At 71.4% G+C, this 24,422-nt stretch carries 18 protein-coding genes; 12 read left to right on the top strand and 6 right to left on the bottom strand.

Annotated elements, in window-relative coordinates; genetic code table 11:
- The first annotated feature begins 2 nt into the window (after window positions 1-2).
- Window positions 3-866, top strand: coding sequence for a carboxylating nicotinate-nucleotide diphosphorylase (gene nadC / locus ASF18_RS06900; RefSeq protein WP_056350391.1), 864 nt, complete (start codon window positions 3-5; stop codon window positions 864-866).
- A 191-nt stretch (window positions 867-1,057) separates the two neighbouring features.
- Window positions 1,058-1,723, top strand: coding sequence for a L,D-transpeptidase (locus tag ASF18_RS06905; protein WP_056217160.1), 666 nt, complete (start codon window positions 1,058-1,060; stop codon window positions 1,721-1,723).
- A 71-nt stretch (window positions 1,724-1,794) separates the two neighbouring features.
- Here ASF18_RS06905 and ASF18_RS06910 read toward each other — a convergent pair whose 3' ends face one another.
- Window positions 1,795-2,142: a DUF6460 domain-containing protein gene (locus tag ASF18_RS06910; RefSeq protein ID WP_056350393.1), complete on the bottom strand. Its 348-nt coding sequence runs from the start codon at window positions 2,140-2,142 to the stop codon at window positions 1,795-1,797.
- A 332-nt stretch (window positions 2,143-2,474) separates the two neighbouring features.
- Here ASF18_RS06910 and ASF18_RS06915 point away from each other — a divergent pair, with 332 nt between their 5' ends.
- Genes ASF18_RS06915 through pdeM form a run of 3 tightly spaced genes read left to right on the top strand, consistent with a single transcriptional unit; the run spans window position 2,475 to window position 6,722 of the window.
- Window positions 2,475-3,437, top strand: coding sequence for an alpha/beta hydrolase (locus ASF18_RS06915; protein ID WP_056350586.1), 963 nt, complete (start codon window positions 2,475-2,477; stop codon window positions 3,435-3,437).
- Window positions 3,434-5,965 carry a ligase-associated DNA damage response DEXH box helicase gene (locus ASF18_RS06920; protein WP_056350588.1) on the top strand — a complete coding sequence of 844 codons (2,532 nt, stop codon included), beginning with the start codon at window positions 3,434-3,436 and terminating at the stop codon, window positions 5,963-5,965. Before ASF18_RS06915 ends, ASF18_RS06920 begins: the two co-directional genes overlap by 4 nt.
- A gap of 43 nt (window positions 5,966-6,008) precedes the next feature.
- Window positions 6,009-6,722: a ligase-associated DNA damage response endonuclease PdeM gene (gene pdeM, locus ASF18_RS06925; RefSeq protein WP_056350395.1), complete on the top strand. Its 714-nt coding sequence runs from the start codon at window positions 6,009-6,011 to the stop codon at window positions 6,720-6,722.
- Window positions 6,723-6,851: 129 nt separating this feature from the next.
- On the opposite strand, the gene ASF18_RS06930 is transcribed toward pdeM, so the two are convergent.
- Both ASF18_RS06930 and ASF18_RS06935 read right to left on the bottom strand, forming a co-directional pair.
- Complete coding sequence (locus tag ASF18_RS06930; protein WP_056217143.1) at window positions 6,852-7,289, bottom strand: DUF3429 domain-containing protein; 438 nt, start codon at window positions 7,287-7,289, stop codon at window positions 6,852-6,854.
- A 162-nt stretch (window positions 7,290-7,451) separates the two neighbouring features.
- Window positions 7,452-10,802, bottom strand: a complete 3,351-nt coding sequence (locus tag ASF18_RS06935) for a tetratricopeptide repeat protein (protein ID WP_056350397.1) — start codon at window positions 10,800-10,802, stop codon at window positions 7,452-7,454.
- Between the two features lie 284 nt (window positions 10,803-11,086).
- Here ASF18_RS06935 and ASF18_RS06940 point away from each other — a divergent pair, with 284 nt between their 5' ends.
- From ASF18_RS06940 to ASF18_RS06950, 3 genes are all read left to right on the top strand, one after another.
- A complete protein-coding gene (locus tag ASF18_RS06940) occupies window positions 11,087-12,874 on the top strand; it encodes an acyl-CoA dehydrogenase C-terminal domain-containing protein (RefSeq protein WP_056350399.1) in 1,788 nt (595 codons plus the stop codon).
- Between the two features lie 205 nt (window positions 12,875-13,079).
- Window positions 13,080-14,288, top strand: coding sequence for an acetyl-CoA C-acetyltransferase (locus tag ASF18_RS06945; protein WP_056350401.1), 1,209 nt, complete (start codon window positions 13,080-13,082; stop codon window positions 14,286-14,288).
- Between the two features lie 101 nt (window positions 14,289-14,389).
- A complete protein-coding gene (locus ASF18_RS06950; protein ID WP_056217132.1) occupies window positions 14,390-14,890 on the top strand; it encodes a hypothetical protein in 501 nt (166 codons plus the stop codon).
- A gap of 30 nt (window positions 14,891-14,920) precedes the next feature.
- Here the strand turns inward: ASF18_RS06950 and ASF18_RS06955 are convergent, their stop codons facing one another.
- Complete coding sequence (locus tag ASF18_RS06955; protein WP_056217457.1) at window positions 14,921-15,721, bottom strand: EAL domain-containing protein; 801 nt, start codon at window positions 15,719-15,721, stop codon at window positions 14,921-14,923.
- A gap of 119 nt (window positions 15,722-15,840) precedes the next feature.
- On the opposite strand from ASF18_RS06955, the gene ASF18_RS06960 reads away from it, so the two are divergent.
- A complete protein-coding gene (locus ASF18_RS06960; RefSeq protein WP_056350403.1) occupies window positions 15,841-18,045 on the top strand; it encodes a 3-hydroxyacyl-CoA dehydrogenase NAD-binding domain-containing protein in 2,205 nt (734 codons plus the stop codon).
- A 62-nt stretch (window positions 18,046-18,107) separates the two neighbouring features.
- Here the strand turns inward: ASF18_RS06960 and ASF18_RS06965 are convergent, their stop codons facing one another.
- Both ASF18_RS06965 and ligA read right to left on the bottom strand, forming a co-directional pair.
- On the bottom strand, window positions 18,108-18,983 hold the full coding sequence (locus ASF18_RS06965) for a 3'-5' exonuclease (RefSeq protein ID WP_056350406.1): 876 nt from the start codon (window positions 18,981-18,983) through the stop codon (window positions 18,108-18,110).
- Window positions 18,984-19,073: 90 nt separating this feature from the next.
- Window positions 19,074-21,533, bottom strand: coding sequence for an NAD-dependent DNA ligase LigA (ligA, locus tag ASF18_RS06970; protein WP_056350590.1), 2,460 nt, complete (start codon window positions 21,531-21,533; stop codon window positions 19,074-19,076).
- 247 nt (window positions 21,534-21,780) lie between these two features.
- Between ligA and ASF18_RS06975 the strand changes: the two genes are divergently transcribed.
- The 3 genes from ASF18_RS06975 to ASF18_RS06985 all read left to right on the top strand — a co-directional run bounded on the left by ASF18_RS06975 (window position 21,781) and on the right by ASF18_RS06985 (window position 24,414).
- Window positions 21,781-22,707 carry a protein-methionine-sulfoxide reductase heme-binding subunit MsrQ gene (locus tag ASF18_RS06975; protein WP_056350408.1) on the top strand — a complete coding sequence of 309 codons (927 nt, stop codon included), beginning with the start codon at window positions 21,781-21,783 and terminating at the stop codon, window positions 22,705-22,707.
- Window positions 22,708-22,783: 76 nt separating this feature from the next.
- The gene (locus ASF18_RS06980; RefSeq protein WP_056350410.1) at window positions 22,784-23,110 is read left to right on the top strand and encodes a hypothetical protein; all 327 of its coding nucleotides are present in this window, start codon (window positions 22,784-22,786) and stop codon (window positions 23,108-23,110) included.
- 290 nt (window positions 23,111-23,400) lie between these two features.
- Window positions 23,401-24,414, top strand: a complete 1,014-nt coding sequence (locus ASF18_RS06985) for an adenosine kinase (protein ID WP_056217114.1) — start codon at window positions 23,401-23,403, stop codon at window positions 24,412-24,414.
- Window positions 24,415-24,422: the final 8 nt, after the last annotated feature.

Raw genomic sequence — 24,422 nt, forward strand, 5'->3', positions numbered from 1 at the left:
CCATGTCCGATCCCTCAGAGCTGCCTGCCCTGCCCCGCCTGATGGTGGAGCCCATCGTCCGCGCGGCGTTGCTGGAAGACCTCGGACGGGCCGGCGACATCACCACCGACGCCATCGTGCCGGCCAGCGCCCGCCTGGAGGGCGTCATCGCCGCCCGCCAGGACGGGGTGATCTCCGGGGTCGACACCGCGATGATCGCCTTCGGGCTGATCGATCCGAGCGTCGCCGTCACGGTGGAGCGGGGCGACGGCACCCGGGTGAAGCCGGGCGACGTGGTGATCCGCCTGGCCGGCCCGGCCCGGGCCATCCTCACGGCCGAGCGCGTCGCCCTCAACCTGCTGTGCCGCCTATCCGGCGTCGCCACCGCGACCGCCTCCCTCGTCGAGGCGGCCCGGCCCCACGGCAAGGCCCGCATCGTCTGCACGCGCAAGACGACCCCGGGCCTGCGCGCCCTGGAGAAGCACGCGGTGCGCGCCGGGGGCGGCTCGAACCACCGCTACGGTCTCGACGATGCCGTGCTGATCAAGGACAACCACGTCGCCGTCGCCGGCGGCATCGTGCCGGCGATCATGCGCGCCCGGGCCTATGCCGGCCACCTCGTGAAGATCGAGGTGGAGGTCGATACCCTGGAGCAGCTCGCGCAGGCGCTCTCGGTGAAGGCCGACGCGGTGCTCCTCGACAACATGTCCCCGCAGCAGCTCACGGAGGCGGTGGCGATGATCGACGGGCGGGCCATCGCCGAGGCCTCGGGCCGGATCAACCGCGACACCGTGGGCGCGGTGGCGGCTTCCGGCGTCGACCTGATCTCGTGCGGCTGGATCACCCACAGCGCGCCGATCATCGACCTCGGCCTTGACGCCATCTGAGGGACGCCCGCACGGCCAAGGTGCCACGGTGTTGCCATGAAATCACGACGCGGCGGCAAGCGTCGTTGCAGTGCAAATTCGGCTTGGCTTTGAAGCGTGAGCGTTTACGTCTTGGGCACACTTCGCACCGTAACGTGCGTCAAGTTTTCCAAGTCGTTTCCACAGACTACGTTCGCCTTTGAGAGGCTCCGATGCGCCGTTTCGCCCCCGCCCTGACCGGGCTCGTCTGCGCGCTGGGCGCGTGGGCGTCGCCCGCCGCCGCCTACGAGATCGACCCGCTCACCCGTCAGCCGCTGGATAACGCCCTGGTCATCCGGGTGCGGCCGCAGAACGAGCCCGTCGCGCTCCCCACCGCCAACGCCTCCCTGCCCGTCGCCGACCCGATGGCTCCGTCCTCGGCCGTGCCGCAGATGTCGGCGATCCAGCGCGAGGAAGTCGCCTATGCCGGCGGCTACGCCCCGGGCACCATCGTGGTCTCCACCGGCGAGCGTCGCCTCTACTACGTGCTCGGCGACGGCAAGGCCCTGCGTTACGGCGTCGGCGTCGGCCGCCCGGGCTTCACCTGGGGTGGCGTGCAGACCATCACCATGAAGCGCGAGTGGCCCGATTGGCGTCCCCCGGCCGAGATGCTGCGCCGCCGCCCCGATCTGCCGCGCTTCATGAAGGGCGGCATCGAGAACCCGCTCGGCGCCCGCGCCATGTATCTCGGCAACTCGATCTACCGCATCCACGGCTCGAACGAGCCGGAGACGATCGGCACCGCCGTGTCCTCGGGCTGCATCCGCATGACCAACGACGACGTGGCCGACCTCTACACCCGCGCCAAGGTCGGCGCGAAAGTCATCGTCCAGCGCTGAACGCGCCGTACGCGTCCTGACTTTCCCGAGGGGCCGGTGGACACACCGGCCCCTTTCTCGTGGGCGACGCGCTACTTCGACACCGCGAAGAAGCGGGACAGGAGCCAGAGGGGCACCACCACGACCGCGCCGGCCAGGATCCAGCGGCCGAAATCGTGGAAGGTGGCGAGACCGAGGTCGATCAGGGTCCGCACCGCGTCGTAGGCGTGCCAGAACAGCAGGCCGGGGGTGACGCCGAGGGTCGCCATCACGGCGCCGACCAGCACCGACAGGAACAGGAGCTTCATGAAGACGGCGGCGGGCGAGCCGCCAAGGAAGCGCCGCAGGGCCGAGCGCCGGCCCGGCTCCGGGATCGGTGCGCCGGCATAGGGCTGCCCCCCGTAGGACGGCGGGCGGCGCGGATCGTGGTCGAGCGTCATCGGGTCCTATCCTTGGCCATGTTCTTCGCCGTGTCCTTGGCCGGGTTCTTGGCGGTGTTCTTCGCGGTGTTCTTGACCATGCTCTCGGCCGGGTCTTCGGGCCGTGCCCTCGGGCCGGGCGGTGCCGCCTCTCAACCCGGCGAACCCGGCGGAACCGTGACGCGGGCGACACAGTTTGCACGAAACACGACACATGCGAGAGCGTTCGGCGTTTTCGCACGGGGGACGGATGGCACCGTCGCGTGCAGGGTCCCATCTTAACGATGCGATCTGCGTCGTCCCCGACCGACCCTCGCCCCGCAGACTGACCCGTCCATGAAACGAACCGCTCCATGATCGACCACGCCCTGTTCGATCCGGCGATGATCGACCCCGAGACCCAGCGCCTGAACGCCGAGATCGTGGCCGCGCATGCCGCGCAGGCGGATCCCTGGTCGATCCCCATCACCGAGGTCCGGGCGCGCCGCCGCCAGGGCACGCAGGCCTCGCCGGCCATGCCGCGCAGCGCCCGGGCCGAGATCCTGACCATCGACGGGCCCGCCGGCCCCCTGCAGCTGCGCGTCATCCGCCCCGATGCGCGGAAATGGTCGAAGCTGCGCGGCGCCTACCTGCACATCCATCGCGGGGGCTGGGTCTGGGGCTCGGCCGACGAGCAGGACCCGTGGCTGGAACGCATCGCGGACGTCTGCGGCTTCGTCTGCCTGTCGGTGGAGTATCGCCTCGCGCCCGAGCACCCCTACCCGGCGGCCCTCGAGGATTGCGAGGCCGCCGCCCTCTGGCTCGCGGGTCCCGGTCGGGCCGAGTTCGGCATCTCCGCCCTGACCATCGGAGGCGAATCGGCCGGCGCGCAGCTCGCCGTGATGGTGCTCCTGCGTCTGCGCGACAGGCACGGCCTGCCCCGCGCCTTCCGGGGGGCGAACCTCAATGCCGGCTTCTTCGACCTCGGCCTCACCCCGAGCGTGCGCAACTGGGGCGACGAGCGCCTGGTGGTGAACACCCGGGACCTCACCAACTTCGCCAACGACTACGTCCGCGAGGGCATCGACCGGCGCCGGCCCGACGTCTCCCCGGTCTATGCCGACCTGAAGGGCCTGCCGCCGGCCCTGTTCACCGTGGGCACCCACGATCCGCTCCTCGACGACACGCTGTACATGTCGGCCCGCTGGGCGGCCGCCGGCAACGGTGGACACACGGCGATCTATCCGGGCGGCTGCCACATCTTCGTGCGCTATCCCGGGGCGATGACCGAGCGGGCGCTGGAGCTGATCGACCGCTTCCTGATGGCCCTGGCCTGAGCAAGCGCGCGGTCGCATCCCCGCTGCCGGAACGCTTCGCCGCGTGGTTCGCCGCGCGCGGCTGGACGCCCCGGCCCCACCAGCTCGAACTCCTCGACATCGTCGGGGGCGGCCGCTCGGCGCTCCTCGTGGCGCCGACGGGCGCGGGCAAGACCCTGGCGGGCTTCCTGCCGAGCCTGACCGCGCTGGCGGACCGGCCGGCCTCGGCGAAGCCGCGGGGCCTGCACACCCTCTACGTCTCGCCCCTGAAGGCGCTGGCCGTCGACATCGCCCGCAACCTCGATGCGCCCATCGCCGAGATGGGCCTTCCCGTCCGCGTCGAGACCCGCACCGGCGACACGCCCTCGCACAAGCGCACCCGCCAGATCGCGCGACCGCCCGACATCCTGCTGACCACGCCGGAGCAGCTCGCCCTGCTCATCGCCCATCGCGAGGCGGCGGACCTCTTCGCCGGCCTGTCCTGCGTCGTCCTCGACGAGCTGCACGCCCTCGTCACCTCGAAGCGCGGCGACCTCCTGTCCCTGGCGCTCGCGCGCCTGCACCGCCTCAGCCCCGGGCTCACGGCCATCGGCCTCTCCGCCACCGTGCGCGAGCCGGACGAGCTGCGACGGTATCTCGTTCCGCAACACCCCCCCTCCTCCACCGAAGCGGAAGAGGGCGGCCCGGCCATGGCCGAGCTCGTGGTGGTGAAGGGCGGCGCCGCCCCCGACCTCCACATGCTGGAGACCGGCCTCACCCTGCCCCTGGCCGGCCATACCGCCTGGCAGGCCATGCCGGCGATCTACGACCTGATCGGGCGGCACCGCACCGTGCTGGTCTTCGTCAACACCCGGCTCCAGGCCGAGTACACCTTCCAGGAACTCTGGCGCATCAACGACGCCAACTATCCCATCGCCCTGCATCACGGCTCGCTCGATGCCACCCAGCGCCGGCGGGTCGAGGCCGCCATGGCGGCGGGCCAGCTGCGGGCGATCGTCTGCACCGCCACCCTCGACCTCGGCATCGACTGGGGCGACGTCGACCTCGTGGTGAATATCGGCGCCCCCAAGGGGGCGAGCCGGATCATGCAGCGCATCGGCCGCGCCAACCACCGCATGGACGAGCCGTCGAAGGCCTATCTCGTGCCGGCCAACCGGTTCGAGATGCTCGAGTGCCAGGCCGCCCTCGACGCCGTGGAGGCCGCCGCCCAGGACACGCCCGACGCCCGCCTCGGCGCCCCCGACGTGCTGGCCCAGCACGTCCTCGGCATGGCCTGTGCCGATGCCTTCGACGCGGTGCAGCTCTACGCCGAGATCGTCTCGGCCGCCCCCTACGCCACCCTGTCCTGGGAGGATTTCGAGGCGGTGGTCGATTACGTCGCCACCGGCGGCTACGCCCTGCGGGCCTACGAGCGCTTCGCCAAGATCCTGCGCGGGCCGGACGGCCTGTGGCGGGTGCGCGATGCCCGCATCGCCCAGCAATACCGGATGAACGTCGGCACCATCGTCGAATCCGCTAAGGTGAAGGTCCGGCTCGCCCGCGGCGTGCGCGGCAAGCCGGGCGCGATCCTGCCCCGCGGTGGCCGGGTGCTGGGCGAGATCGAGGAAGACTTCGCCGACACCCTTACGCCGGGCGACACGTTCCTGTTCGCCGGCGAGGTGCTGCGCTTCGAGGGCCTGTCCGAGGACGAGGCCCTGGCGACCCGCGCGGGGCCGGGCACCGACCCGGCGATCCCGTCCTATGCGGGGGCGAAGTTCCCGATCTCGACCTTCCTGGCGGCGCGGGTGCGTGCCCTGATCGCCGATCCGTTCGAATGGGACCGGCTGCCGCGCCAGGTTTCGGACTACCTCCTGCAGCAGCGGACCCGCTCGGTCCTGCCCGGTCCCACGGGACTGCTGGTGGAGACCTTTCCCCGCGCCGGGCGCTACTACCTGACGGCCTTTCCCTTCGAGGGGCGGCTCGCGCACCAGACCCTCGGCATGCTGCTCACCCGCCGCCTGGAACGGGCGCGGATGCGGCCCCTGGGCTTTGCCGCCAACGATTACGGCATCGCCATCTGGCTCAACCGCGATGTCGGCGAACGCATCGGCCGGGAACCGGACTTCCTCGAGACCCTATTCGCCGAGGACATGCTGGGCGACGACCTCGAGGCCTGGCTCGACGAATCCGCCATGATGAAGCGCACCTTCCGGCAATGCGCCGTGATCGCCGGGCTGATCGAGCGGCGCTATCCCGGCCAGGCCAAGACCGGCCGGCAGGTCACGATCTCCACCGATCTGGTCTACGACGTGCTGCGCAAGCACCAGCCGGACCACCTCCTGCTCAAGGCGGCGCGGCAGGATGCGGCAACCGGACTCCTCGACGTGAAGCGCCTCGGTATGATGTTGAGGCGCATCCAGGGGCGAATCATCCACAAGGCGCTCGATCGCGTCTCGCCGCTCTCCGTCTCCGTGATGCTCGAGATCGGGCGCGAACGGGTCTACGGCGAGGGCGCCGACGAGATTCTGGCCGAAGCCGAGGCGCAGTTGCTCGAAGAAGCGCTGGCCTGAGCGCGTGGTGAAACGCCCTGCCCCGAACGCAGAGGACGCGGTTTTGGCGCTCGGCCAGAGACTTGAGAAGACCATCAGGGCCCCCGGCCTGACCCTCGCCGGCGAAACCCTCGCCCTCGACCTCTGCGGCGGCCTCTGGCTCGCCCCGCACCGCACCCTGGTGGTATCCGACCTCCACCTGGAGAAGGGCTCGGCCTATGCGGCCCGCTCCGGGCAGTTCCTGCCGCCCTACGACACCCGCGAGACCCTGGCCTGCCTGCACGAAGTGATCGCGCGGCTCGACCCCGCTTGCGTCGTCGCGCTGGGCGATTCCTTCCACGATTCCCGCGGACCGGAGCGCATGGAGCCGGGCGACCGCGCCATGGTCGCGGCCCTGCAGGAGGGGCGCGACTGGGTCTGGATCGCCGGCAACCACGACCATGCGGTCAGCGAGGGCGTCGGCGGCCGCTACGCCGAGACGCTGACGGTGGGCGCCCTGACCCTGCGGCACGAACCGACCGTCGATGCCCCGGAGGGCGAAGTCTCCGGCCACCTGCATCCCTGCGGAAAGGTCGCGATGCGCGGGCGGGCCGTGCGCCGACGCTGCTTCGTCACCGACGGGCGCCGGCTGATCATGCCGGCCTTCGGCGCCTATGCGGGGGGGCTCAACGTGCGCAACGCCGCCTTCGAGCCGCTGTTTCCGGCCGGCTTCACGGCGCACCTCCTCGGCGACGGCCGCGTCTTCGCCATCGGCAAGGCGATGCTGAGCAAGGACTGAGCCTCTCTCTGGCCGAGACCTCCGGCGTTTTCAGTGCGCCGGTCCCCTCTCCTTTCGGGAGACGGGGCCCGTTCCGAGCGAGCCAACCGAAGCGATCGACCGGACACGGTGCGAGGAGCCGAGCGGGATTCAGGCCGCGATGAGCAGCGAGACCCCGGCGACTCCCGACAGGGCCAGGCGCAGGCGGCCGAGCCAGACCGGGACGAGGCCGCGGCGCGGCAGGTCCTGGTCGATGAGGCCCCAGGCCAGCACGAGGATGCCGAGGATGCGCAGATCCCAGGGCATCGGGGCGGCGAGGGCCGCCCAGGCGATCAGCGAGGGCAGGATCGCGATGGCGTAGTCCGCGCCGCCCGAATTGCGCGCGGCCGCCGCGCCCCAGCGGATGCCGCCGAGGAACGATGCGATGACGGCGCCGTAGGTGGAGAGCATGAGGCGGGGGCTGAGGCCGATGGTGCCGAGGCCGCCATCGGAGCCGCTATAGGCGAGGAGAGCGAAGCCTAGGAACGGAATCAGCCCGGCGATCCCCAGGATCAGGGCGGCCGGTGGAACCGTCGTCACGCGCGCCATCGGCTCTCCGCTTGTCGGGCCGCCCGATGGAGGCGACCTGCGCTTCGAAATGGGTCACCCGATCACGACGGTCCGGCGATCACCGCTGCGACAACGCCGGGAACCGGGGGTTCGGCGCAAAAGCGGGAGGGCGTCAGAAGCTCGCATCCCCCGCGCGGCCGCTCAGATCCGGCGGGCCGGCGGAACGTTGCCGGAGGGCGGCGCCGCACCGAGCAGGCTCATTGAGTTCTCGGTGGGCAGCGGGGCCGGGATCTCGTTGGCCGCGGGCTCCGGCACCTTAGGCTTGAAGGCCGTGACCTGCGCCCGCGCGGCACCCAGGGCTTTCGCGTCGAGCTTCGAGGCGACGTCGTCGCGCTTCTTCGCGGCGTCCTCGTCGCCCTGCGCGGCGGCGGCCGAGAACCACAGGAAGGACTGTCCGAGATCCTGCTGCACGCCCATCCCCCGGGCGTAGAGAACCGCGAGGTTGTACTGGCTGTCGCGGACGCCGAGCTCGGCCGCGCGCTTGAACCAGAGGGAGGCGGTGGCGAAGTCGGGCTTGCCGCCGGCCACCGGGTTCTCGGCGTAGATCACCGCGAGGTTGTGCATGGCGCGGGCATTGCCGAGTTCGGCGGCACGGCCGTACCAGAGTTTCGCCTGAGCCAGGTCGCGGGTCACGCCGACGCCCTTCTCGTACAGGCTCCCGAGCTTGTACTGCGCCGGCGCGAAGCCGCTGGCGGCGATCTGCTCGAACACCTTCACGGCGAGCGCCGGGTCGCGCGTCATGCCGCGCCCTTCGGCCGCCCGCATGCCGAGGTCGTAGGCGGCGGCGCCGTCGCCACCGAGGGCGGCCTGGCGCAGCTTCACCAGGTTCGGCGGCACCGCCGCGAGGTCCGCGGTCAGTCCGGCCATCGTCGTCACGCGCGGCACCGCGGACCGAGCGGCCACGGCCGGCACCGTGCCCTTGGCGGGCGGGCTTTCGGAGAGACTCTGCGTCGTCTGCGGATCGGCCGGGGCGGGCGGCGCGCCCTTCGCATCCGGCGCTTTGGCGTCCTGGGTCTTGGCGTCCGGCTGTTTGGCGGCCGCCTCGGCTGCGGGGCCGGCATCAGGTGCCGCCGCCGCGATGTCGGCGGGCGCCGAGCGCGTCGCGACCGGCTCGGTCCCCGATGACGCGGTGTCCGCGGTCCGGCGGGCGGTCACGGCCTGGAGAGCACCGAGCAGGAGCACCACTGCGGCGAGGCCGAGGAGGAGCGGTTTGCGGCGGCGGTCGATGCCCTCGCGGAAGCGCGCGAGGCGACCGTCGCGGCGCGCGGCGTCGGGACCGGTGCGGACACCGTCGCCCTCCTGCGCCTCGGCCTGCCCGGCGGCCTCTGCCTGCGCCGCCTGCGCGGCACGCCGGGCGGCGGCGATGAAGCTGGTCTTGATGTCGCTGTCGGCCGCGCCCGCGGCCTCGCTCGCCTCGACCCGGCTGCCCGGGCGCTCACGGCCGGGGCGTCCGGCGCCCGGCTCCAGCGGAAGATCGGGACCCGAGACCAGGGGGCGTTCGGTCCGGGCCGCATCCGGCCGGCGCGACGGTGCCCCCCCGGCGAGATGCTCGGCGCCCGGCTCCCGGAGGGACTCCTTGGCCGTGTCCCGCGACGCCAGATCCCGCGCCAGCATCTCCCGGGCCAGGATGTCCTTCGCGGACGCGTCCCGCGGGGTCCGGGCGCCGGTCAGGAGGGCGGCATCCGTGTCGCCGGTGCCGATCCGGCCGACCAGGCGCTCCAGGGCGGAGTAGACCCCGGTCAGCGTCGATTGCATCCGCTGCTCGGAGGCGACCTGATGCGCGCGCAGATCCGCGAGGCTGGCCCGCAGGAGGGCGACTTCGCCGGTCTCGGCGGCCGCGCCCATGGTCTCGGCGACCGCGTTGCGGGCGGCGCGCTCGACGGCGGCCTCCATCGGCGCCTCGGCCCGCAGGGCCGAGACCTGGTCGAGGAGGTCGGTCATGGTGCGCTCGAGCCCGGCCAGGGCCGGATCGGCGTCCCGGGTGTCGATGCGCTCGGCCAGCGCCAGGACCTGCTGCTCCAGGGCGTCGAGGCCCTCGTCGCGGGGCCCCTCGCCCGTGCCGATGCGATCGAGCTTGACCGTCAGCTCGTGCAGCATGCCGTGGATCGAGGCGAGGTTCTCGTCGGGCAGTGCCGGCCGGCGCAGGGTCGCGCCAATGTCTTCGAGGCGTCCGATCAGGTCGCCCACGGGATTGATGCTGACCCGGTCGACCTTCTCCGACAGGGCATCGATCCGGTGCAGGATGACGTCCGAATCCTGGTGGGCGGCCATGGGGCCCGCGCCGCGCAGGGCGTCGAGCTTGGCGCCCATCTCCTGGATCTGCTCGCCGATGCCGGCCTCGGCGTTCGAACGCAGGCCGATCCGGATCTCCTCCAGCAGGGGGCGGAGCTCCGCCATGCTGGCGGTCTCGCCGGGCATGCCGGCCTGGAGCTGCGAGATCTGGGTGCTGATGGCCTGGAGGCCGTTGGCGAGGCTCTGGATCCGCTCGGGTCCGGCGAGGGCGCCGATCAGGCGGCGGATCTCGTCGAGTTCCCGGAACAGCCCCGCGACCACGTCCTGCTCGGCGATGCCGGAGGGCGCGCCCTGGAACGTGCCGTTCATCTTGGCGGCCAGGCGCTCGACATCGGCGGCGACGCGGGCGTGAACGTTGTCGGCGACGTCCTCGGCCAGGCGCTCGACCTGCACACGGATCGCCTCGATGGGGGCCGCGATGGCGGCGAGGTCGCCGGGGGCCTGCGCCTTCTCGACACCGGCCGCCAGGGTCTGCATCGCCGTCTCCAGCGCGCCGACGTCGCGGCTGCTGGCGAGGCTGCCGATCGATTCGCGCAGCCGCACCGTCTCGCTCTGGAGCTCGGCGATGACGGGGGCGGCCAGGGTCGGGGCGGCGTTCGAGACCGGGGCCGGGGCGGCGGCCTGGGCGGGCGCGGCGGGCGTACCGTCCAGTTCGCGCTGGCGCTGGCGGATCTCCGTGACCGCGTCGCGGATCTCGGTCACGACCGGGCGGCCGCGGCGGCCGAGGGGACGGGGCGCGGCCAGTTGCGCGCCGATCTCCGTCATCCGGCGCTCGATCTCCGCGAGGCGCTGGGCCATCTCGGAGGGCGGCGGGCTGGCCGGCTCGACCTTCGGGGCGGCGGGCGCCGGCGGCACGGGCGCCTCGGCGCCGATGCGCTGGTCGATGCCGTCCAGGCGACGCATCATCTCGGTGAGGGCCGCGTTCTTGCCGGTCGGCCCGGTGGGCGCGGCGCTCGAAGGCCGGACCTCGACCGGCGCCGGTGCGGCGGCGACGGGGGTCGGCTCGGCCGGTGCGACCGGGGCCGGATGCGGTTGCGCGCTCCGTGATTCGGGCTCAGCCTTGTCCGCGAGCGCCCGGGGATCGACGATGGAGGCGATCCAGGTCTCGACCGGAATGCCGGCGCGGCGGGCGACATCCCGTGCCGCTTCGAGAACGTCCGGATCGAAGCCTTCGAGGTCGAGCGTCGCGTTGCGTGTCATCGTCCAACCTGACCCGGCGAAGTCCATGGTTCGATCCGCGAGCGCCCCCCGCCACACGAAAAGCGAGGGAGGGGTTAACGGCAGATCCGTCCGCCCCGACATTTGGTAGTCTTGGTAAACAGGCGGTTAAGGCCTGACCGATTGGTGGCGGATGACCGATTCCCGTTGGCACCCCGCGCGCCCCCCTTTCGTCCGCCGCGGATTAGTTTATATGTGAACCATCAGGTGCGCCGGCGGCCGGAAGTCCGACCAGGAACGCAACCGTTTCCGGGAGATGATGCGCGATGCCCAGCTACAAGGCACCGGTCGAGGACGTCCTGTTCCTGCTGAACGACGTGCTCGGGTTCCACCGCTACGACAACCTGCGCGGCTTCTCGGACGCCTCTCCCGACGTGATGGAGGCGGTGCTCAACGAGGGCGCCAAGCTCGCCGAGACCGTCCTGGCCCCCCTGAACGCCGTCGGCGATCGGGAAGGCTGCACCCGGCATCCGGACGGGAGCGTCACGACCCCGCAGGGCTTCAAGGCCGCCTACGACGCCTATGCGGGCGGCGGCTGGATGGGCCTGTCGATGCCCGAGGCCTATGGCGGGCAGGCCCTGCCGCACACCCTGAACACCGCGATCCAGGAGTTCGCCTCCGGGGCCAACCTCGCCCTCGGCATGTATCCCGGCCTGACCCAGGGCGCGATGGCGGCCCTGCTGGTGCACGGGTCGGAAGAGCAGAAGGCGCTCTACCTGCCGAAGATGGTGGAAGGGGCCTGGACCGGCACCATGAACCTGACCGAGCCCCATTGCGGCACGGATCTCGGCCTCCTCAAGACCAAGGCGGTGCCCAACGGCGACGGCTCCTACAGCCTGACCGGCACCAAGATCTTCATCTCGGCCGGCGAGCACGACCTCTCCGAGAACATCATCCACCTCGTCATCGCCCGCATCGAGGGCGCGCCGGCCGGCACCAAGGGCATCTCGCTCTTCGTGGTGCCGAAGGTCCTGGTGAAAGCCGACGGCTCGCTGGGCGCGCGCAATCCCGTCTCCTGCGGCTCCCTCGAGCACAAGATGGGCATCCACGGCAATTCCACCTGCGTGATGAACTACGACGGGGCGAAGGGCTGGCTCGTCGGGCAGGAGAATCGCGGCCTGAACGCGATGTTCGTGATGATGAACGAGGCCCGCCTCGCGGTGGGCGTCCAGGGTCTCGGACAATCCGAGGTCGCCTACCAGAACGCCGTCGCCTACGCGAAGGACCGGCTCCAGGGCCGCGCCCTCACCGGCGCCAAGGCGCCCGAGAAGGCCGCCGACCCGATCATCGTCCATCCCGACGTGCGCCGGACCCTGATGGGCATCCGCGCCTTCAACGAGGCCGCCCGCGCCCTCGTGCTCTGGACCGCCCTCCAGGCGGATATCGGCCACCGGTCCGACGACGCGACCGAACGGCAGGCCGCCGAGGACCACATGGGCCTGATGACCCCGGTGGTGAAGGGCGTGCTGACCGACCGGGGCTTCGCCAACTCGGTCGAGGCCCAGCAGATGTTCGGCGGCCACGGCTACATCGAGGAATGGGGCATGTCGCAGTTCGTGCGCGATGCCCGCATCGCGATGATCTACGAGGGCGCCAACGGCATCCAGGCCATGGACCTCATCGGGCGCAAGCTGCCCAAGGACGGCGGCCGGGCCATGATGAGCTTCCTCGGCGAGGTGCAGACCTTCCTCAAGGACCACGGCGAGGACGAAGGCATGACGCCCTACGTCGCCCCCCTCCAGGCCGGGCTCAACGACCTGCAGGGCGCCACCATGTGGTTCATGCAGAACGCCTTCACGAAGCCCGACAATGCGGGGGCCGGCGCCACCGACTACATGCACCTCCTCGGCCTCGTGGCCATGGGCTACATGTGGGCGCGCATCGCCAAGGCCGCCCTGGCCCGCCAAGCCGAAGCCGCCTCGGACGCCATGGCCGCCAAGCTGGTGGTGGGCCGCTTCTACATGGAGCGGATGCTGCCCGAGACCGCGACCCGGCTGGTGCGGATCAAGGCCGGCGCCGAGACGACGATGGCGCTCGGCGCCGAGGCGTTTTAGACCGGGACGACCGCGATCCGAAGACGCCGCGTCGGTCCGGGGCGCCCATAGGGCGAACCCGGAATCCGGAACTGCCGGCGCGGGCGACCTCGCCACGACCTGCGGTTCTGGCTTCCGGGCTCCGCGTCGCGGCCCCGGACTGACGGATCCGGACCGGATTTTTGAACGCCGTCGCCCCGAACGGGCGGACAACAGGGAAACGCGCATGCCCGAGGCCTTCATCTACGACCACGTCCGCACCCCGCGGGGCCGCGGCAAGCCCGATGGGTCGCTGCACGAGGTGACGGCCCTGCGCCTCGCCGAGGTGGCGCTGCGCGCCCTCAAGGAGCGCAACGACCTCGACACGCGCCGCGTCGACGACGTGGTGCTCGGCTGCGTCGATCCGGTGGGCGAGGCCGGCGGCGACATCGCCCGGGCGGCGGCCCTGGTGGCCGATTACGGCACGCACGTGCCGGGCGTGCAGATTAACCGCTTCTGCGCCTCGGGCCTCGACGCGGTGAACTTCGCCGCCGCGCAGGTGATGGCCGGGCAGCACGACCTGACGGTGGGCGGCGGCGTCGAATCCATGAGCCGCGTCGGCCTCGGCGCCTCCGGCGGCGCCTGGCCCGTGGATCCCGCCATCGCGATCAAGTCGTACTTCATGCCCCAGGGCGTGTCGGCCGACCTCATCGCCTCGAAATACGGCTTCAGCCGCGACGCTTGCGACGCCTACGCGGTCGAATCGCAGAAGCGCTCGGCCACCGCTTGGGCCGAGGGCCGCTTCGCCGACGCGGTCGTGCCGGTGCGCGACATCAACGGCATCACGCTCCTGGCCAACGACGAGCACATGCGGCCCGCCACCGACATGCAGTCGCTTGGCCAGCTCAAGGCCTCCTTCGTCCAGATGGGCCAGATGGGTGGCTTCGACGCCGTGGCGATCGACGCCCATCCGGACGTCGAGACCGTCAACCACGTCCACCACGCCGGCAACTCGTCGGGCATCGTCGATGGGGCCGCCGCCGTGCTGATCGGATCGCGTGAGGCCGGCAGCGCCGCGGGCCTGAAGCCCCGCGCCCGCATCCGCGCCTTCGCCAATATCGGCTCGGACCCGGCCCTCATGCTCACCGGCCCGGTGGACGTGACGCGGAAGGTCCTGGCGCGGGCCGGCATGAGCCTGTCCGACATCGACCTGTTCGAGGTCAACGAGGCCTTCGCCGCGGTGGTGCTGCGCTTCCAGCAGGCCTTCGACCTGGACCCGGCCCGGATCAACGTCTGCGGCGGCGCCATCGCCATGGGCCATCCGCTGGGCGCCACCGGCGCGATGATCCTCGGCACCGTGCTCGACGAGTTGGAGCGCACCGGCAAGGAGCGCGCCCTGGTGACCCTGTGCATCGGCGCCGGCATGGGCACCGCCACCATCATCGAACGGGTGTGAGCCTGCGCCGCCTCCCAAACGCGGGCCAAGTGGGGTAGAGGGCGGCGCCCGCCGCCACCCGGCGCCGGGCTCACGACAAGAATCTCTGAGGACACGCCAAGATGACGCGCCTGCTCGCCACCCTCTGCCTGACCACGGCCCTCTGCCTGCCGATGGCCGCCCGCGCCGACGATGCCGCCGAGCGCATCGCCGTCGCCAAGGACCTGGTGCAGAAGACCACGATCAAGAACCTGGAGGTCGGCTTCACGGGCGCCCTCGAGAAGACCGTGGCGCCGATGAAGGAGGACAAGGCCGAGGCCGTGCGCAAGGAGATCCGCGCCGAGTTCGACAAGCAGCGCGAGACGATGCTCGACGGCCTGTCGAAGGCCTATGCCGAGAAGTTCAGCCTCGACGAACTGAAGCACCTCACCGAAATCTACGGCGACAAGACCTACCAGAAGTTCCAGGCGGTCAATGCCGATCCAGCCTCCACCGTGACCACGATCTCGCAGGCCTCGGTGACCAAGCTCCTGAACATGCTGGCGATCGCCTCGGCCGGCGATTCCGCGGCCAACGGTGCGGCGGGTGCCCCCGGTGCGCCGATGCCGATGCCGGCGCGCTGAGGCGGACCGGCGGGGATCCCGATGGCCGGCTCACGCCACATGCGCGCGGGGGAACCCGCCCGCCGGAGAGCCGGCCACCGGGAAGCCGCGGACCGGGGGCAGCGCCTCCAGGTGGGGCTTGGCGAAGTGGTAGCCCTGGAACAGGTTCGCACCGAGGTCGCGCAGGGTGTCCAGCTCGGACGCCGTCTCGACGCCCTCGGCGATCACCGCGATGTCCAGGGAGCGGGCGATGCCGATGATGCCCGCCACGATGATCTGACGACGCTGGTCGGTGTCGATGCCGCGCAGCAGATCCATGTCGATCTTGATGAGGTCGGGCTGGAAGTTCGCCAGCAGGCTGAGGCCGGCGAAGCCCGCGCCGAAATCGTCCAGGGCGGTCAGGAAGCCCTGGCGGCGATACTCGGCGACGATGCGCGAGACGTGGGCGGTGTCGCGGAACTTCTCGTTCTCGGTGAACTCGAACATGATCCGGTCGTGGGCGAACCCCGCCTTGCGGGCCGCCTCCAGGGACGAGCGGATGCAGGCCGCCGGTTCGTAGACGGCGTTCGGCATGAAGTTGATCGACAGACGGGTCGCGTCGTCGGTGGGAAACAGCCGGCCGGCGAGCTCGATCGCCTTGACCCGCGCCGCCTGGTCGAACCGGTAGACGGTCTCGGGCGTCACGCGGCCGAGGATCGACGCGGCGGATTCACCCCCCGGGCCACGCACGAGGGCCTCGTACCCCCAGACGCGCTGGGCGGCGAGGTCGAGAATCGGCTGGAACGCCATCGTGAACGTGAAGTCGAGTTCGGCTCCCTCGCGGCAGCCCTGGCAGCCGATCCGAGCAGTCATGGTCTTGTCCTGTCGCAGCAACATGCCCCCCGGCAATTCGAGATGCCACTGCAAGTTTTGACAAGAACTTAAGCTTGCCCACCGAAGCCGCTCACCCGCCGCACATTCGAGGATCAGCGATGAATCTCACCAACTTCCGACTGGAAACCGACGCCAACGGGATCGCATTGGCGACCTGGGACATGCCCGGCCGCTCCATGAACGTCTTCACCGACGCGGTGATGGACGAGCTGAGCCAGGTGGTGGACGCCGTCGTGGCGGATCCCGCCATCAAAGGCTGCGTCATCGTCTCGGGCAAGGACAACTTCTCGGGCGGCGCCGACCTGACGATGCTCCAGGGCCTCGGCCGCGCCTACGAGGCCTTGAAGGCCGAGCGCGGCGAGGAAGAGGCGATGCGCCACTTCTTCGCGGAGTCGCGCAAGCTCAGCCTCGTCTTCCGCAAGCTCGAGACCTGCGGCAAGCCCTTCGCGGCGGCGGTGAACGGCATCTGCCTCGGCGGGGCCTTCGAGCTCGCCCTCGCCTGCCACTACCGGGTGCTGTCCGATGATCCGAAGACCCGCGTCGGCCTGCCCGAGATCAAGGTCGGCCTGTTCCCGGGCGGCGGTGGCACCCAGCGCGTCGCGCGCCTGATGCAGACCGGCGACGCCCTGCAGATGCTGTTCAAGGGCGAGCAGATCCGTCCGTTGATGGCCCGCAACATGGGCCTCGCCCAGGAGGTCGCGGCCAAGGACGAGATCGTCGCCAAGGCCAAGGCCTGGATCGCCGCCGGCGGCTCGGCCGTCGCGCCCTGGGACCAGCCGAAGTTTAAGGCGCCCTCCGGCAAGGTCTACTCGCCCGCCGGGATGATGATCTGGCCGCCGGCCAACGCCATCTACCGGCGCGAGACGCACGACAACTACCCTGCCGCCAAGGCGATCCTGGCCTCCGTCTACGAGGGTCTGCAGCTGCCGATGGACCAGGCCCTACGCGTCGAGAGCCGGTACTTCGCCCACATCCTGCGGACCAAGGAGGCGGCCGCGATGATCCGGACGCTGTTCCTCTCCATGGGCGAATTGAACAAGGGCGCGCGCCGCCCGAAGGGCGTGCCGGCCACCCAGGTCGGCCGCGTCGGCGTCGTCGGCGCGGGCTTCATGGGCGCGGGCGTCGCCTACGTCACCGCCCAGGCGGGCATGGAGGTCGTCCTCGTCGACCAGTCGGTGGAGGCGGCCGAGAAGGGCAAGGCCTACGCCCACAAGCTCGTCACCGACCAGATCAACAAGGGCCGGACCAAGACCGCCGACCGCGATGCCCTCCTCGCCCGCATCCGCACCAGCGCCGACTACGCCGACCTCGCCGCCTGCGACCTCGTGATCGAGGCGGTGTTCGAGGACCCGACGGTGAAGGCCGAGGTCATCGCCAAGGTCGAGGCCGTGATCCGGCCGGAGACGATCTTCGCCTCCAACACCTCCACGCTGCCGATCACCGGGCTTGCCAAGACCTCGGCCCGGCCGGAACAGTTCGTCGGCATCCACTTCTTCTCGCCGGTGGAGAAGATGATGCTGGTCGAGATCATCAGGGGCGACCAGACCGGCGACGCGGCGCTGGCCACCGCCCTGGACTACGTCCGTGCGATCAAGAAGACCCCGATCGTCGTCAACGATGCGCGCGGGTTCTTCGCCAACCGCTGCGTCGGCGCCTACCTGCTGGAAGGCCACAAGATGCTCAACGAGGGCATCCCGGCGGCGATGATCGAGAATGCCGGCCGCCAGGCGGGCATGCCGGTCGGCCCGCTCTCCCTGACCGACGAGGTCGCGGTCGACCTCGCCCTGAAGATCGTCAAGGCGACGGAGGCGCAGCTCGGGGCCGACGGCATCGACCCGGCGCAGAAGGCGCTGCTCACCACCCTCGTCGAGGGCGAGGGTCGGCTCGGCCGCAAGAACCGGAAGGGGTTCTACGATTACCCCGAGGGCGCGCCCAAGCGCCTGTGGCCGGGCCTCGCCGCCCTGCAGGCGACCCGAATCGATCCGGACGCGGTCGACTTCTCGGAACTGAAGCAGCGCCTTCTCGTGGTGCAGGCCCTGGAAGCCGCCCGCACCGTCGGCGAGGGCGTGGTCACCGATCCGCGCGAGGCGGATGTGGGCTCGATCCTGGGCTTCGGGTTCGCCCCCTTCACGGGCGGCGCCCTGTCCTACATCGACTTCATGGGCGCCCAGGCCTTCGTGACGCTGGCGCAGGGGCTGGAAGCCAAGCACGGGCCGCGCTTCGCCGTGCCGCAGAACCTCCTCGACATGGCTGCCCGCGGCGGCACGTTCTACGGCGACGCGGCTGCGAAGAAGGCGGCGTAAGGCGGGGGCGCCGCCCGGCGCGACTCCGGGCGGACCTCACGACGGGTGCGGCGGCAACCGCCTCACCCCACCGACGCAGCCGTCATCCGGACCCGCAGCACCGCGACGTCGTCGTGGTTGCTCGAGAGCAGGTCGGTGATGTCGCCGGCGAGCAGCGCCTTCACGTGGCGGCACCGGGTGCCGTAGCGGCCCGCCATGCAGGTGCAGCGCAGGTGAGGCCCGCCGGTGCGATCCTCCAGGGTCACGGCGTAGCGGTTGCCGCTGCTACCCCGCACCGCGAAGTGCAGGCCCGGCGCCGAGGCCGGACGGGCGCCCGCGGCGAGGCGGGCCCGCTCGGTCAGGGAGCCAGGCCGGCCGCGCGGAGGCAGGGCGAGATCGGGACCCGCCGGGACCGTGGTGATCGGCAGGCGGAGGGCCTGCGACAGCCCGGGCACGTCCGGCGCGCCGGTCTCCCGCACGGCTGCCAGGGCGATCTCCGCGCAGGCATAGGCGTCCTCGCCCGCATCGTGGTGCGCGAAGCGGATGCCGAGGCGCGCCGCCACCTTGCCGAGGCCGCAGCCCTCCTCCGCCGGAAACACCCGCCGGGCGATCTGCAGGGTGCAGAGATAGGCGAAGGCCGGGGGCCGGTGCCCATGCGCGGCCAGGGAGGCCCGCAGCACCCCGAGGTCGAAGCCGGCATTGTGCGCGAGGATCAGCCCGGAGGCGAGGTCGGGCAGGAACTCCGCCATCACGGTGGGGAAGTCCGGCTGGCCGCGCACGTCCGCCGGCAGAATTCCGTGGACCCGGATGTTGCCCGGCGAGAAGCGCAGCTCCGGCGGGCGGATCAGCCGGGATTCGCGTCGGACCACCCGGCCGCCGGCGATCCAGGCGAGCCCGACGGCACAGGCGCTGTCGCGCCGCTCGTTGGCGGTCTCGAAGTCGAGGGCGATGACGGTCATGCGGGAATCGCGGGGCCCTGTCCCGGCCGGACGCGGCCAAGCGCCCGCGGATGCGGGCGCCCCCGAGTCTAGGCGCCCACGAATCCCGGCTCAAGCGCCGGCGACGAGCGCCAGCCATGCCTCCTCGCTGACGACCTCGACGCCGTGCTTCTGGGCGTCCGTCAGCTTGGAGCCCGCGCCCGGCCCGGCCACGACGAGGTCGGTCTTGGCCGAGACCGAACCCGAGACCTTGGCGCCCAGGCGCTCGGCGGTGGCCTTGGCCTCGGACCGGGTCATCCGCTCCAGGCTGCCGGTGAACACCACCGTCTTGCCGGCGAAGGCGGTGGCGGTGGCCGGGGCGGCCATCGGCTCGGTCTTCACTTCGGCGAGCAGGGCCCGGACCGCCGCGTCGTTGTGCGGTTCGGCGAAGAAGGCGATGAGCGAATCGGTCGCCACCGGGCCGATCTCGCCGTCGTCGGCGAAGTGGCAATAGGCATCGCCGGGGCGCTGCTCGGCCGCCCGCGCGAGGGCCGCCACGATGGCGTCCGCGTCGCCGTAATGGCTCAGGAGGCTGGCGCGCTGGGGGGCCGACAGGCGCACCCGCCCCTGCGGCTGGGTCTCCGCCTCCTCGTCCTCTCCGGCCTCCGGCTCGCCACCCGCGCGGGGATAGCCCAGCTCCAGCAGGCGGTCGCGGGTGGTCGGTCCGATGCGGGACAGGGCGGAGAGTTCGATCCAGTCCGCTCCGGCCTGGTCGCCGGCCGCGGCGGCGACGCCCGCCATCAGGGCGGGCATGTCGGGAAAGCGCTTGGCCAGGGCCTTGGCGGTGGATTCGCCGATCTCCGGAATGCCGAGGGCGAAGAGGAAGCGGTTCAGGGGCAGGCTGCGGCGATCCTCCACCGAGGCGAGGAGGTTCTTGATCGCCTTGTCCTCCTCCTCGCCCTTCTTCTTGGTCGGCTTCTTGGGGGCGGGGGTGCCCTCCGCCCGGCGCTCGGCGGAGAGCGCCTCGCGCCGCGCCACGATGGCGGCCTTGAGCGGCGCGAAGTCGAGGCGGAACAGGTCGGCGGGCTGGCGCACCAGCCCGGCCTCGAACAAGACCTCGATATAGGTCTGGCCGAAGCCCTCGAGGTCGAAGCCGTTGCGGGAGACGAAGTGCTTCAGGCGCTCGACTCCCTGCGCCGGGCAGATCAAGCCCCCGGTGCAGCGGCGCACGGCGTCGGGCTTGCCCGTGCGCGGGTTGATCTCGCGCACCGCCCGGCTGCCGCAGGCGGGGCAGTGGGTCGGGAAGGCGTAGGGTTTCGACCCGGCCGGGCGCTTCTCCAGCACCACGTCCATCACCTTCGGGATCACGTCTCCGGCCCGCTGCACCACGACGGTGTCGCCGACCCGGATGTCGCGCCCGTCGCGGATCGGCTCGCCGTCGGCCCCGACGCCCTGGACGTAGCCCTCGTTGTGCAGGGTGGCGTTCGACACCACGACGCCGCCCACCGTGACCGGACGCAGCTTGGCCAGCGGATTCAGGGAGCCGGTGCGCCCGACATTGATCTCGATGTCCTCGACCACCGTGAGCGCCTTCTGGGCCGCGAACTTGTGGGCGAGCGCCCAGCGGGGCGAGCGGGAGACGAAGCCGAGGCGGCGCTGCAGGGCGAGGTCGTCGACCTTGTAGACGACGCCGTCGATGTCGTAGCCGAGGTCGGCGCGCTCGGCCTCGATGCTCCGGTAATGCGCGATCATCGCGTCCGAATCGGCACAGAGCTTCGTCCGGTCGTTGACGGGCAGGCCCCAGTCCGAAAACCGCGCCAGCACCCCGTGCTGCGTGCCGTCGAAGGCCGGCACCACCTCGCCCCAGGCATAGGCGAAGAACTTGAGCGGGCGCGAACGGGTGATCTCGGGGTCGAGCTGGCGCAGCGACCCGGCCGCCGCGTTGCGGGGGTTGGCGAACAGGGCCTTCCCGGCGGCTTCCTGGCGCGCGTTGATGGCGGCGAAATCCGCGTGGCTGAGATAGACCTCGCCGCGCACCTCGCAGACCGGCGGCACGTCCGTCCCGGCGAGCCGCTGCGGGATGTCCGACACCGTGCGGGCATTGGCCGTGACGTCCTCGCCGACCTCGCCGTCGCCCCGGGTCGCCGCCGTGACGAGGCGCCCGTCCTCGTAGCGCAGGGCCAGGGAGAGGCCGTCGATCTTCGGCTCGGCGGTGAAGGCCAGGGGATCGCCCTCCGGCCAGTTCAGGAAGCGCCGGACGCGGGCCACGAACTCCGCCACCTCCTCGTCCGCGAAGGCGTTGCCCAGCGAGAGCATCGGCACCGCGTGGCGCACCTTGGCGAATTTCTCGGAGGGCTTGGCGCCCACCGACGCGCTGGCGGCCCCCGTTCCGGCGAGATCCGGAAACCGCGCCTCGATCTGCTCCAGGCGCCGGCGCAGGGCGTCGTACGCCGCATCCGTGATCTCGGGGGCATCCTCCTGGTGATAGAGCCGATCGGCCTCGGCGATCCGTTCGGAGAGGTCCGCGTGCTCGGTCCGCGCCGTCTCGGCGGTCATGGTCTCGAGGCTGTCGGCGGGGCTGTCTGCGGGCATGGGGGGCTTCATGAGCGTTGGCGCGGCGTCGGCTTATAGCAATCGTCAACCGTCGCAGCACCGGCCAAGGTTCCGGGCTGCCCGAAGCTCTGCACAGGCCTGTAACCCCCGCGGCCGCCGAGCGAATACATCGCGACACCCCGACGCCCCGGTGGCTCGTCGGGGCCGGCTGCGACCCCGCGCCGCCTCACGGATCCTCCCCGGCCCCTATCTTTCGATTCAACCGCTTCCCCGATCCCGGATCGCCATGCCAGCCCTGCCCGCCTTCTCCGCGCCCTGGCGCGACCGCGCCGGACGCGTCTCCGGCCTGAAGCTCGCCACCTTCCTGTTCGCCCTGGCCCCGGGCCTGTGGCTCGCCGGCGCCTACGCGGCCGATGCCCTCGGGGCGAAGCCCATCACGGCGCTGCTTCATGGTACCGGCGAGTGGGCGGTGCGCTTCCTCATGCTGTCGCTGGCGGTGACGCCCCTGCGCCGCATCGCCCACGCGCCGAAGCTCATCCTGGTCCGGCGCATGCTTGGCCTGACGGTGCTGGCCTACGGGCTGATCCACCTGTTGCTCTACGTCGTCGACCAGAACTTCGTGCTGACCAAGGTCGTCACCGAGATCGCGTCGCGGATCTATCTCACCATCGGCTTCGTGGCGCTTCTCGGCCTCGTGGTGCTCGGCGTAACCTCCACGGACGGGATGATCCGGCGCCTCGGCAAGGCTTGGCCGCGCCTTCACAAGTCCGTCTACCTCATCGCGATCCTGGGCCTGATCCACTACTACCTGCAGGCCAAGATCGACGTGTCCGATCCGGTCTTCTGGACCGGCGCCTTCCTGCTGCTGATGGGTCACCGCGCCATGCAGCGCTTCGGCTGGCCGACCAACCCGCTCACCCTGGCGGGCCTCGCTCTAGGGGCCGCCCTTGTGACCGCACTGCTCGAAGCGGCCTGGTACGGCGTGGCGAGCGGCATCCCGGCGAGCCTCGTCCTCTCGGCCAATCTCGACATGCCGGACACCATCCGGCCGGCCTGGTGGGTGCTGGCCCTCGGCCTCGCGGTGCCGGTGCTCAATGCCGTCCGGGCGCGGATGGACAAGAGCGGACGCGGCAAGCCGAAGCGCACACCGGCTTCACGCCCCGCCCCGGCATCGGCACAGGTAGCGGCACGGGAGGCCGTGGCCGCGCGGTGACAGCCGCCGGCACGGACTTGCTCCCGGTCGATCGCACGCGCATGTAGCGCCTGTCGTCACGGAGGGGAAAGCCCGCATGCGGACACGGATCTTGCGGGCTGCGGCCCTCGGCCTCGGCACCCTGCTGTCGATGAACGCGGCCCGCGCCGCCTGTACCCTGCCGGAGCCGCCCCCGGCGACGTCCCGTCCGACCAAGCCCCCGCTGCCGGTCAAGCCCACCTGCCTCGACGCCAAAGGCGGCTGCCCGGGCTGGGAAGCCTACAGCTACAACGACGCGATCAAGGCCTACAACGAGCAGGCCGCCGCGTTCCGGCCCCTGGCGGAAGCCTACGTCAAGGCGCTGAACGCCTACGTGAAGGCGAGCAGCGACTACGCGCAGTGCGAGGTGAAGACGCTGCAGTAGGAACGCGCGGCGCCTTCGGCACGGTCACATCGCAGGGTGCGCGGTCATTCCGGGGCGCCGCAGGCGAGCCCGGAATCCAGAAACGCCGAATGCGGAAGGTTTTGCACCACCTATGGTTCTGGATCCCGGCCTCCGCTGCGCGGCCCCGGGATGACGGGGCGGTGCGAGGGGAGTTCCGCCGTGACGCTTCGAACAGGTGATCGCATTGGCGGCGGCCGTCGCTTGACCCCCGCCAGGGGCGGTGCCACAGCCCGGCGCAGTTTCCGCTCACCGCCAGACTGGACGGCCCGATGCCCGAATCCCTCGACCTCCTCGTTCTCGGCAACGCCATCGTCGACCTCATCGCCCGCACCGAGGAGGATTTCCTCGCGGCACAGGGCGTACCGAAGGGCGCGATGCAGCTGATCGACGAGGCGCGGGCCGAGTCGCTCTTCGCCGCCATGGGTCCGGCCACCATCGTGTCGGGCGGCTCGGGCGCCAACACGGCGGTGGGCGCGGCGATGCTCGGGGCGAAGACCGGCTTCGTCGGCAAGGTCCGCGACGACGAGCTCGGCGGCCTCTTCGCCCACGATCTCAAGGCGACCGGCGTCCGCTTCCCCGTGGCCGCCGCCACCGACGGACCGGCCACCGCCCGCTGCTTCATCCTGGTGACGCCCGATGGCGAGCGCACCATGAACACCTATCTCGGCGCCTGCCAGGGCCTGTCGCCGGCCGATGTCGACGCGGCCACCGTGGCCGCCGCCCGCGTGGTCTACCTCGAGGGCTACCTCTGGGACCCGCCGGCCGCCAAGGATGCGTTCCGCAAGGCCGTGACCATCGCCCACGACGCCGGCAACGCCGCGGCCCTGACCCTGTCGGACGCGTTCTGCGTCGGGCGCTACCGGGAGGAGTTCCTGGGCCTGATCCGCGACGGCAGCATCGACATCCTGTTCGCGAATATCGGCGAGCTGCAGAGCCTCTACGAGACCGACGACGCCGAGGCCGCGATCCGCGCCCTGCGCGAGGAGAGCGCGGCCCGCGGTCGGGATCTGCTCGGCCTCGTCACCCGCTCGGCGGACGGTGCGCTCGTGATCCAGGGGGGCGCCGTGCAGGCCGTGTCCGCGTCGCCGGTCCACGAGCTCGTCGACACCACGGGCGCGGGCGACCTGTTCGCGGCGGGCTTCCTCGCCGGCCATGCCCGCGGCCTCGACCACCGCGACAGCGCCCGCCTCGGGGCGCTCGCCGCCGCAGAGGTGATCCAGCACATCGGCGCCCGGCCCCAGCACGACCTCGTCGCCCTCGCCAAGGCGCAGGGCCTGCTCTGAGGCGGCCC

It is taken from the genome of Methylobacterium sp. Leaf89, assembly GCF_001422215.1.
GTDB lineage: Bacteria > Pseudomonadota > Alphaproteobacteria > Rhizobiales > Beijerinckiaceae > Methylobacterium.

Bases quoted from the DNA above. Each gene is read 5' to 3' on its own strand.
- ligA (WP_056350590.1), bottom strand. From the start codon at position 21,533: ATGCCCGCAGACAGCCCCGCCGACAGCCTCGAGACCATGACCGCCGAG.
- ASF18_RS06975 (WP_056350408.1), top strand. From the start codon at position 21,781: ATGCCAGCCCTGCCCGCCTTCTCCGCGCCCTGGCGCGACCGCGCCGGA.
- ASF18_RS06905 (WP_056217160.1), top strand. From the start codon at position 1,058: ATGCGCCGTTTCGCCCCCGCCCTGACCGGGCTCGTCTGCGCGCTGGGC.
- ASF18_RS06955 (WP_056217457.1), bottom strand. From the start codon at position 15,721: ATGACTGCTCGGATCGGCTGCCAGGGCTGCCGCGAGGGAGCCGAACTC.
- ASF18_RS06960 (WP_056350403.1), top strand. From the start codon at position 15,841: ATGAATCTCACCAACTTCCGACTGGAAACCGACGCCAACGGGATCGCA.
- ASF18_RS06940 (WP_056350399.1), top strand. From the start codon at position 11,087: ATGCCCAGCTACAAGGCACCGGTCGAGGACGTCCTGTTCCTGCTGAAC.
- nadC (WP_056350391.1), top strand. From the start codon at position 3: ATGTCCGATCCCTCAGAGCTGCCTGCCCTGCCCCGCCTGATGGTGGAG.
- ASF18_RS06950 (WP_056217132.1), top strand. From the start codon at position 14,390: ATGACGCGCCTGCTCGCCACCCTCTGCCTGACCACGGCCCTCTGCCTG.
- ASF18_RS06985 (WP_056217114.1), top strand. From the start codon at position 23,401: ATGCCCGAATCCCTCGACCTCCTCGTTCTCGGCAACGCCATCGTCGAC.
- ASF18_RS06980 (WP_056350410.1), top strand. From the start codon at position 22,784: ATGCGGACACGGATCTTGCGGGCTGCGGCCCTCGGCCTCGGCACCCTG.
- ASF18_RS06930 (WP_056217143.1), bottom strand. From the start codon at position 7,289: ATGGCGCGCGTGACGACGGTTCCACCGGCCGCCCTGATCCTGGGGATC.
- ASF18_RS06910 (WP_056350393.1), bottom strand. From the start codon at position 2,142: ATGACGCTCGACCACGATCCGCGCCGCCCGCCGTCCTACGGGGGGCAG.
- ASF18_RS06915 (WP_056350586.1), top strand. From the start codon at position 2,475: ATGATCGACCACGCCCTGTTCGATCCGGCGATGATCGACCCCGAGACC.
- ASF18_RS06945 (WP_056350401.1), top strand. From the start codon at position 13,080: ATGCCCGAGGCCTTCATCTACGACCACGTCCGCACCCCGCGGGGCCGC.
- ASF18_RS06965 (WP_056350406.1), bottom strand. From the start codon at position 18,983: ATGACCGTCATCGCCCTCGACTTCGAGACCGCCAACGAGCGGCGCGAC.
- ASF18_RS06935 (WP_056350397.1), bottom strand. From the start codon at position 10,802: ATGACACGCAACGCGACGCTCGACCTCGAAGGCTTCGATCCGGACGTT.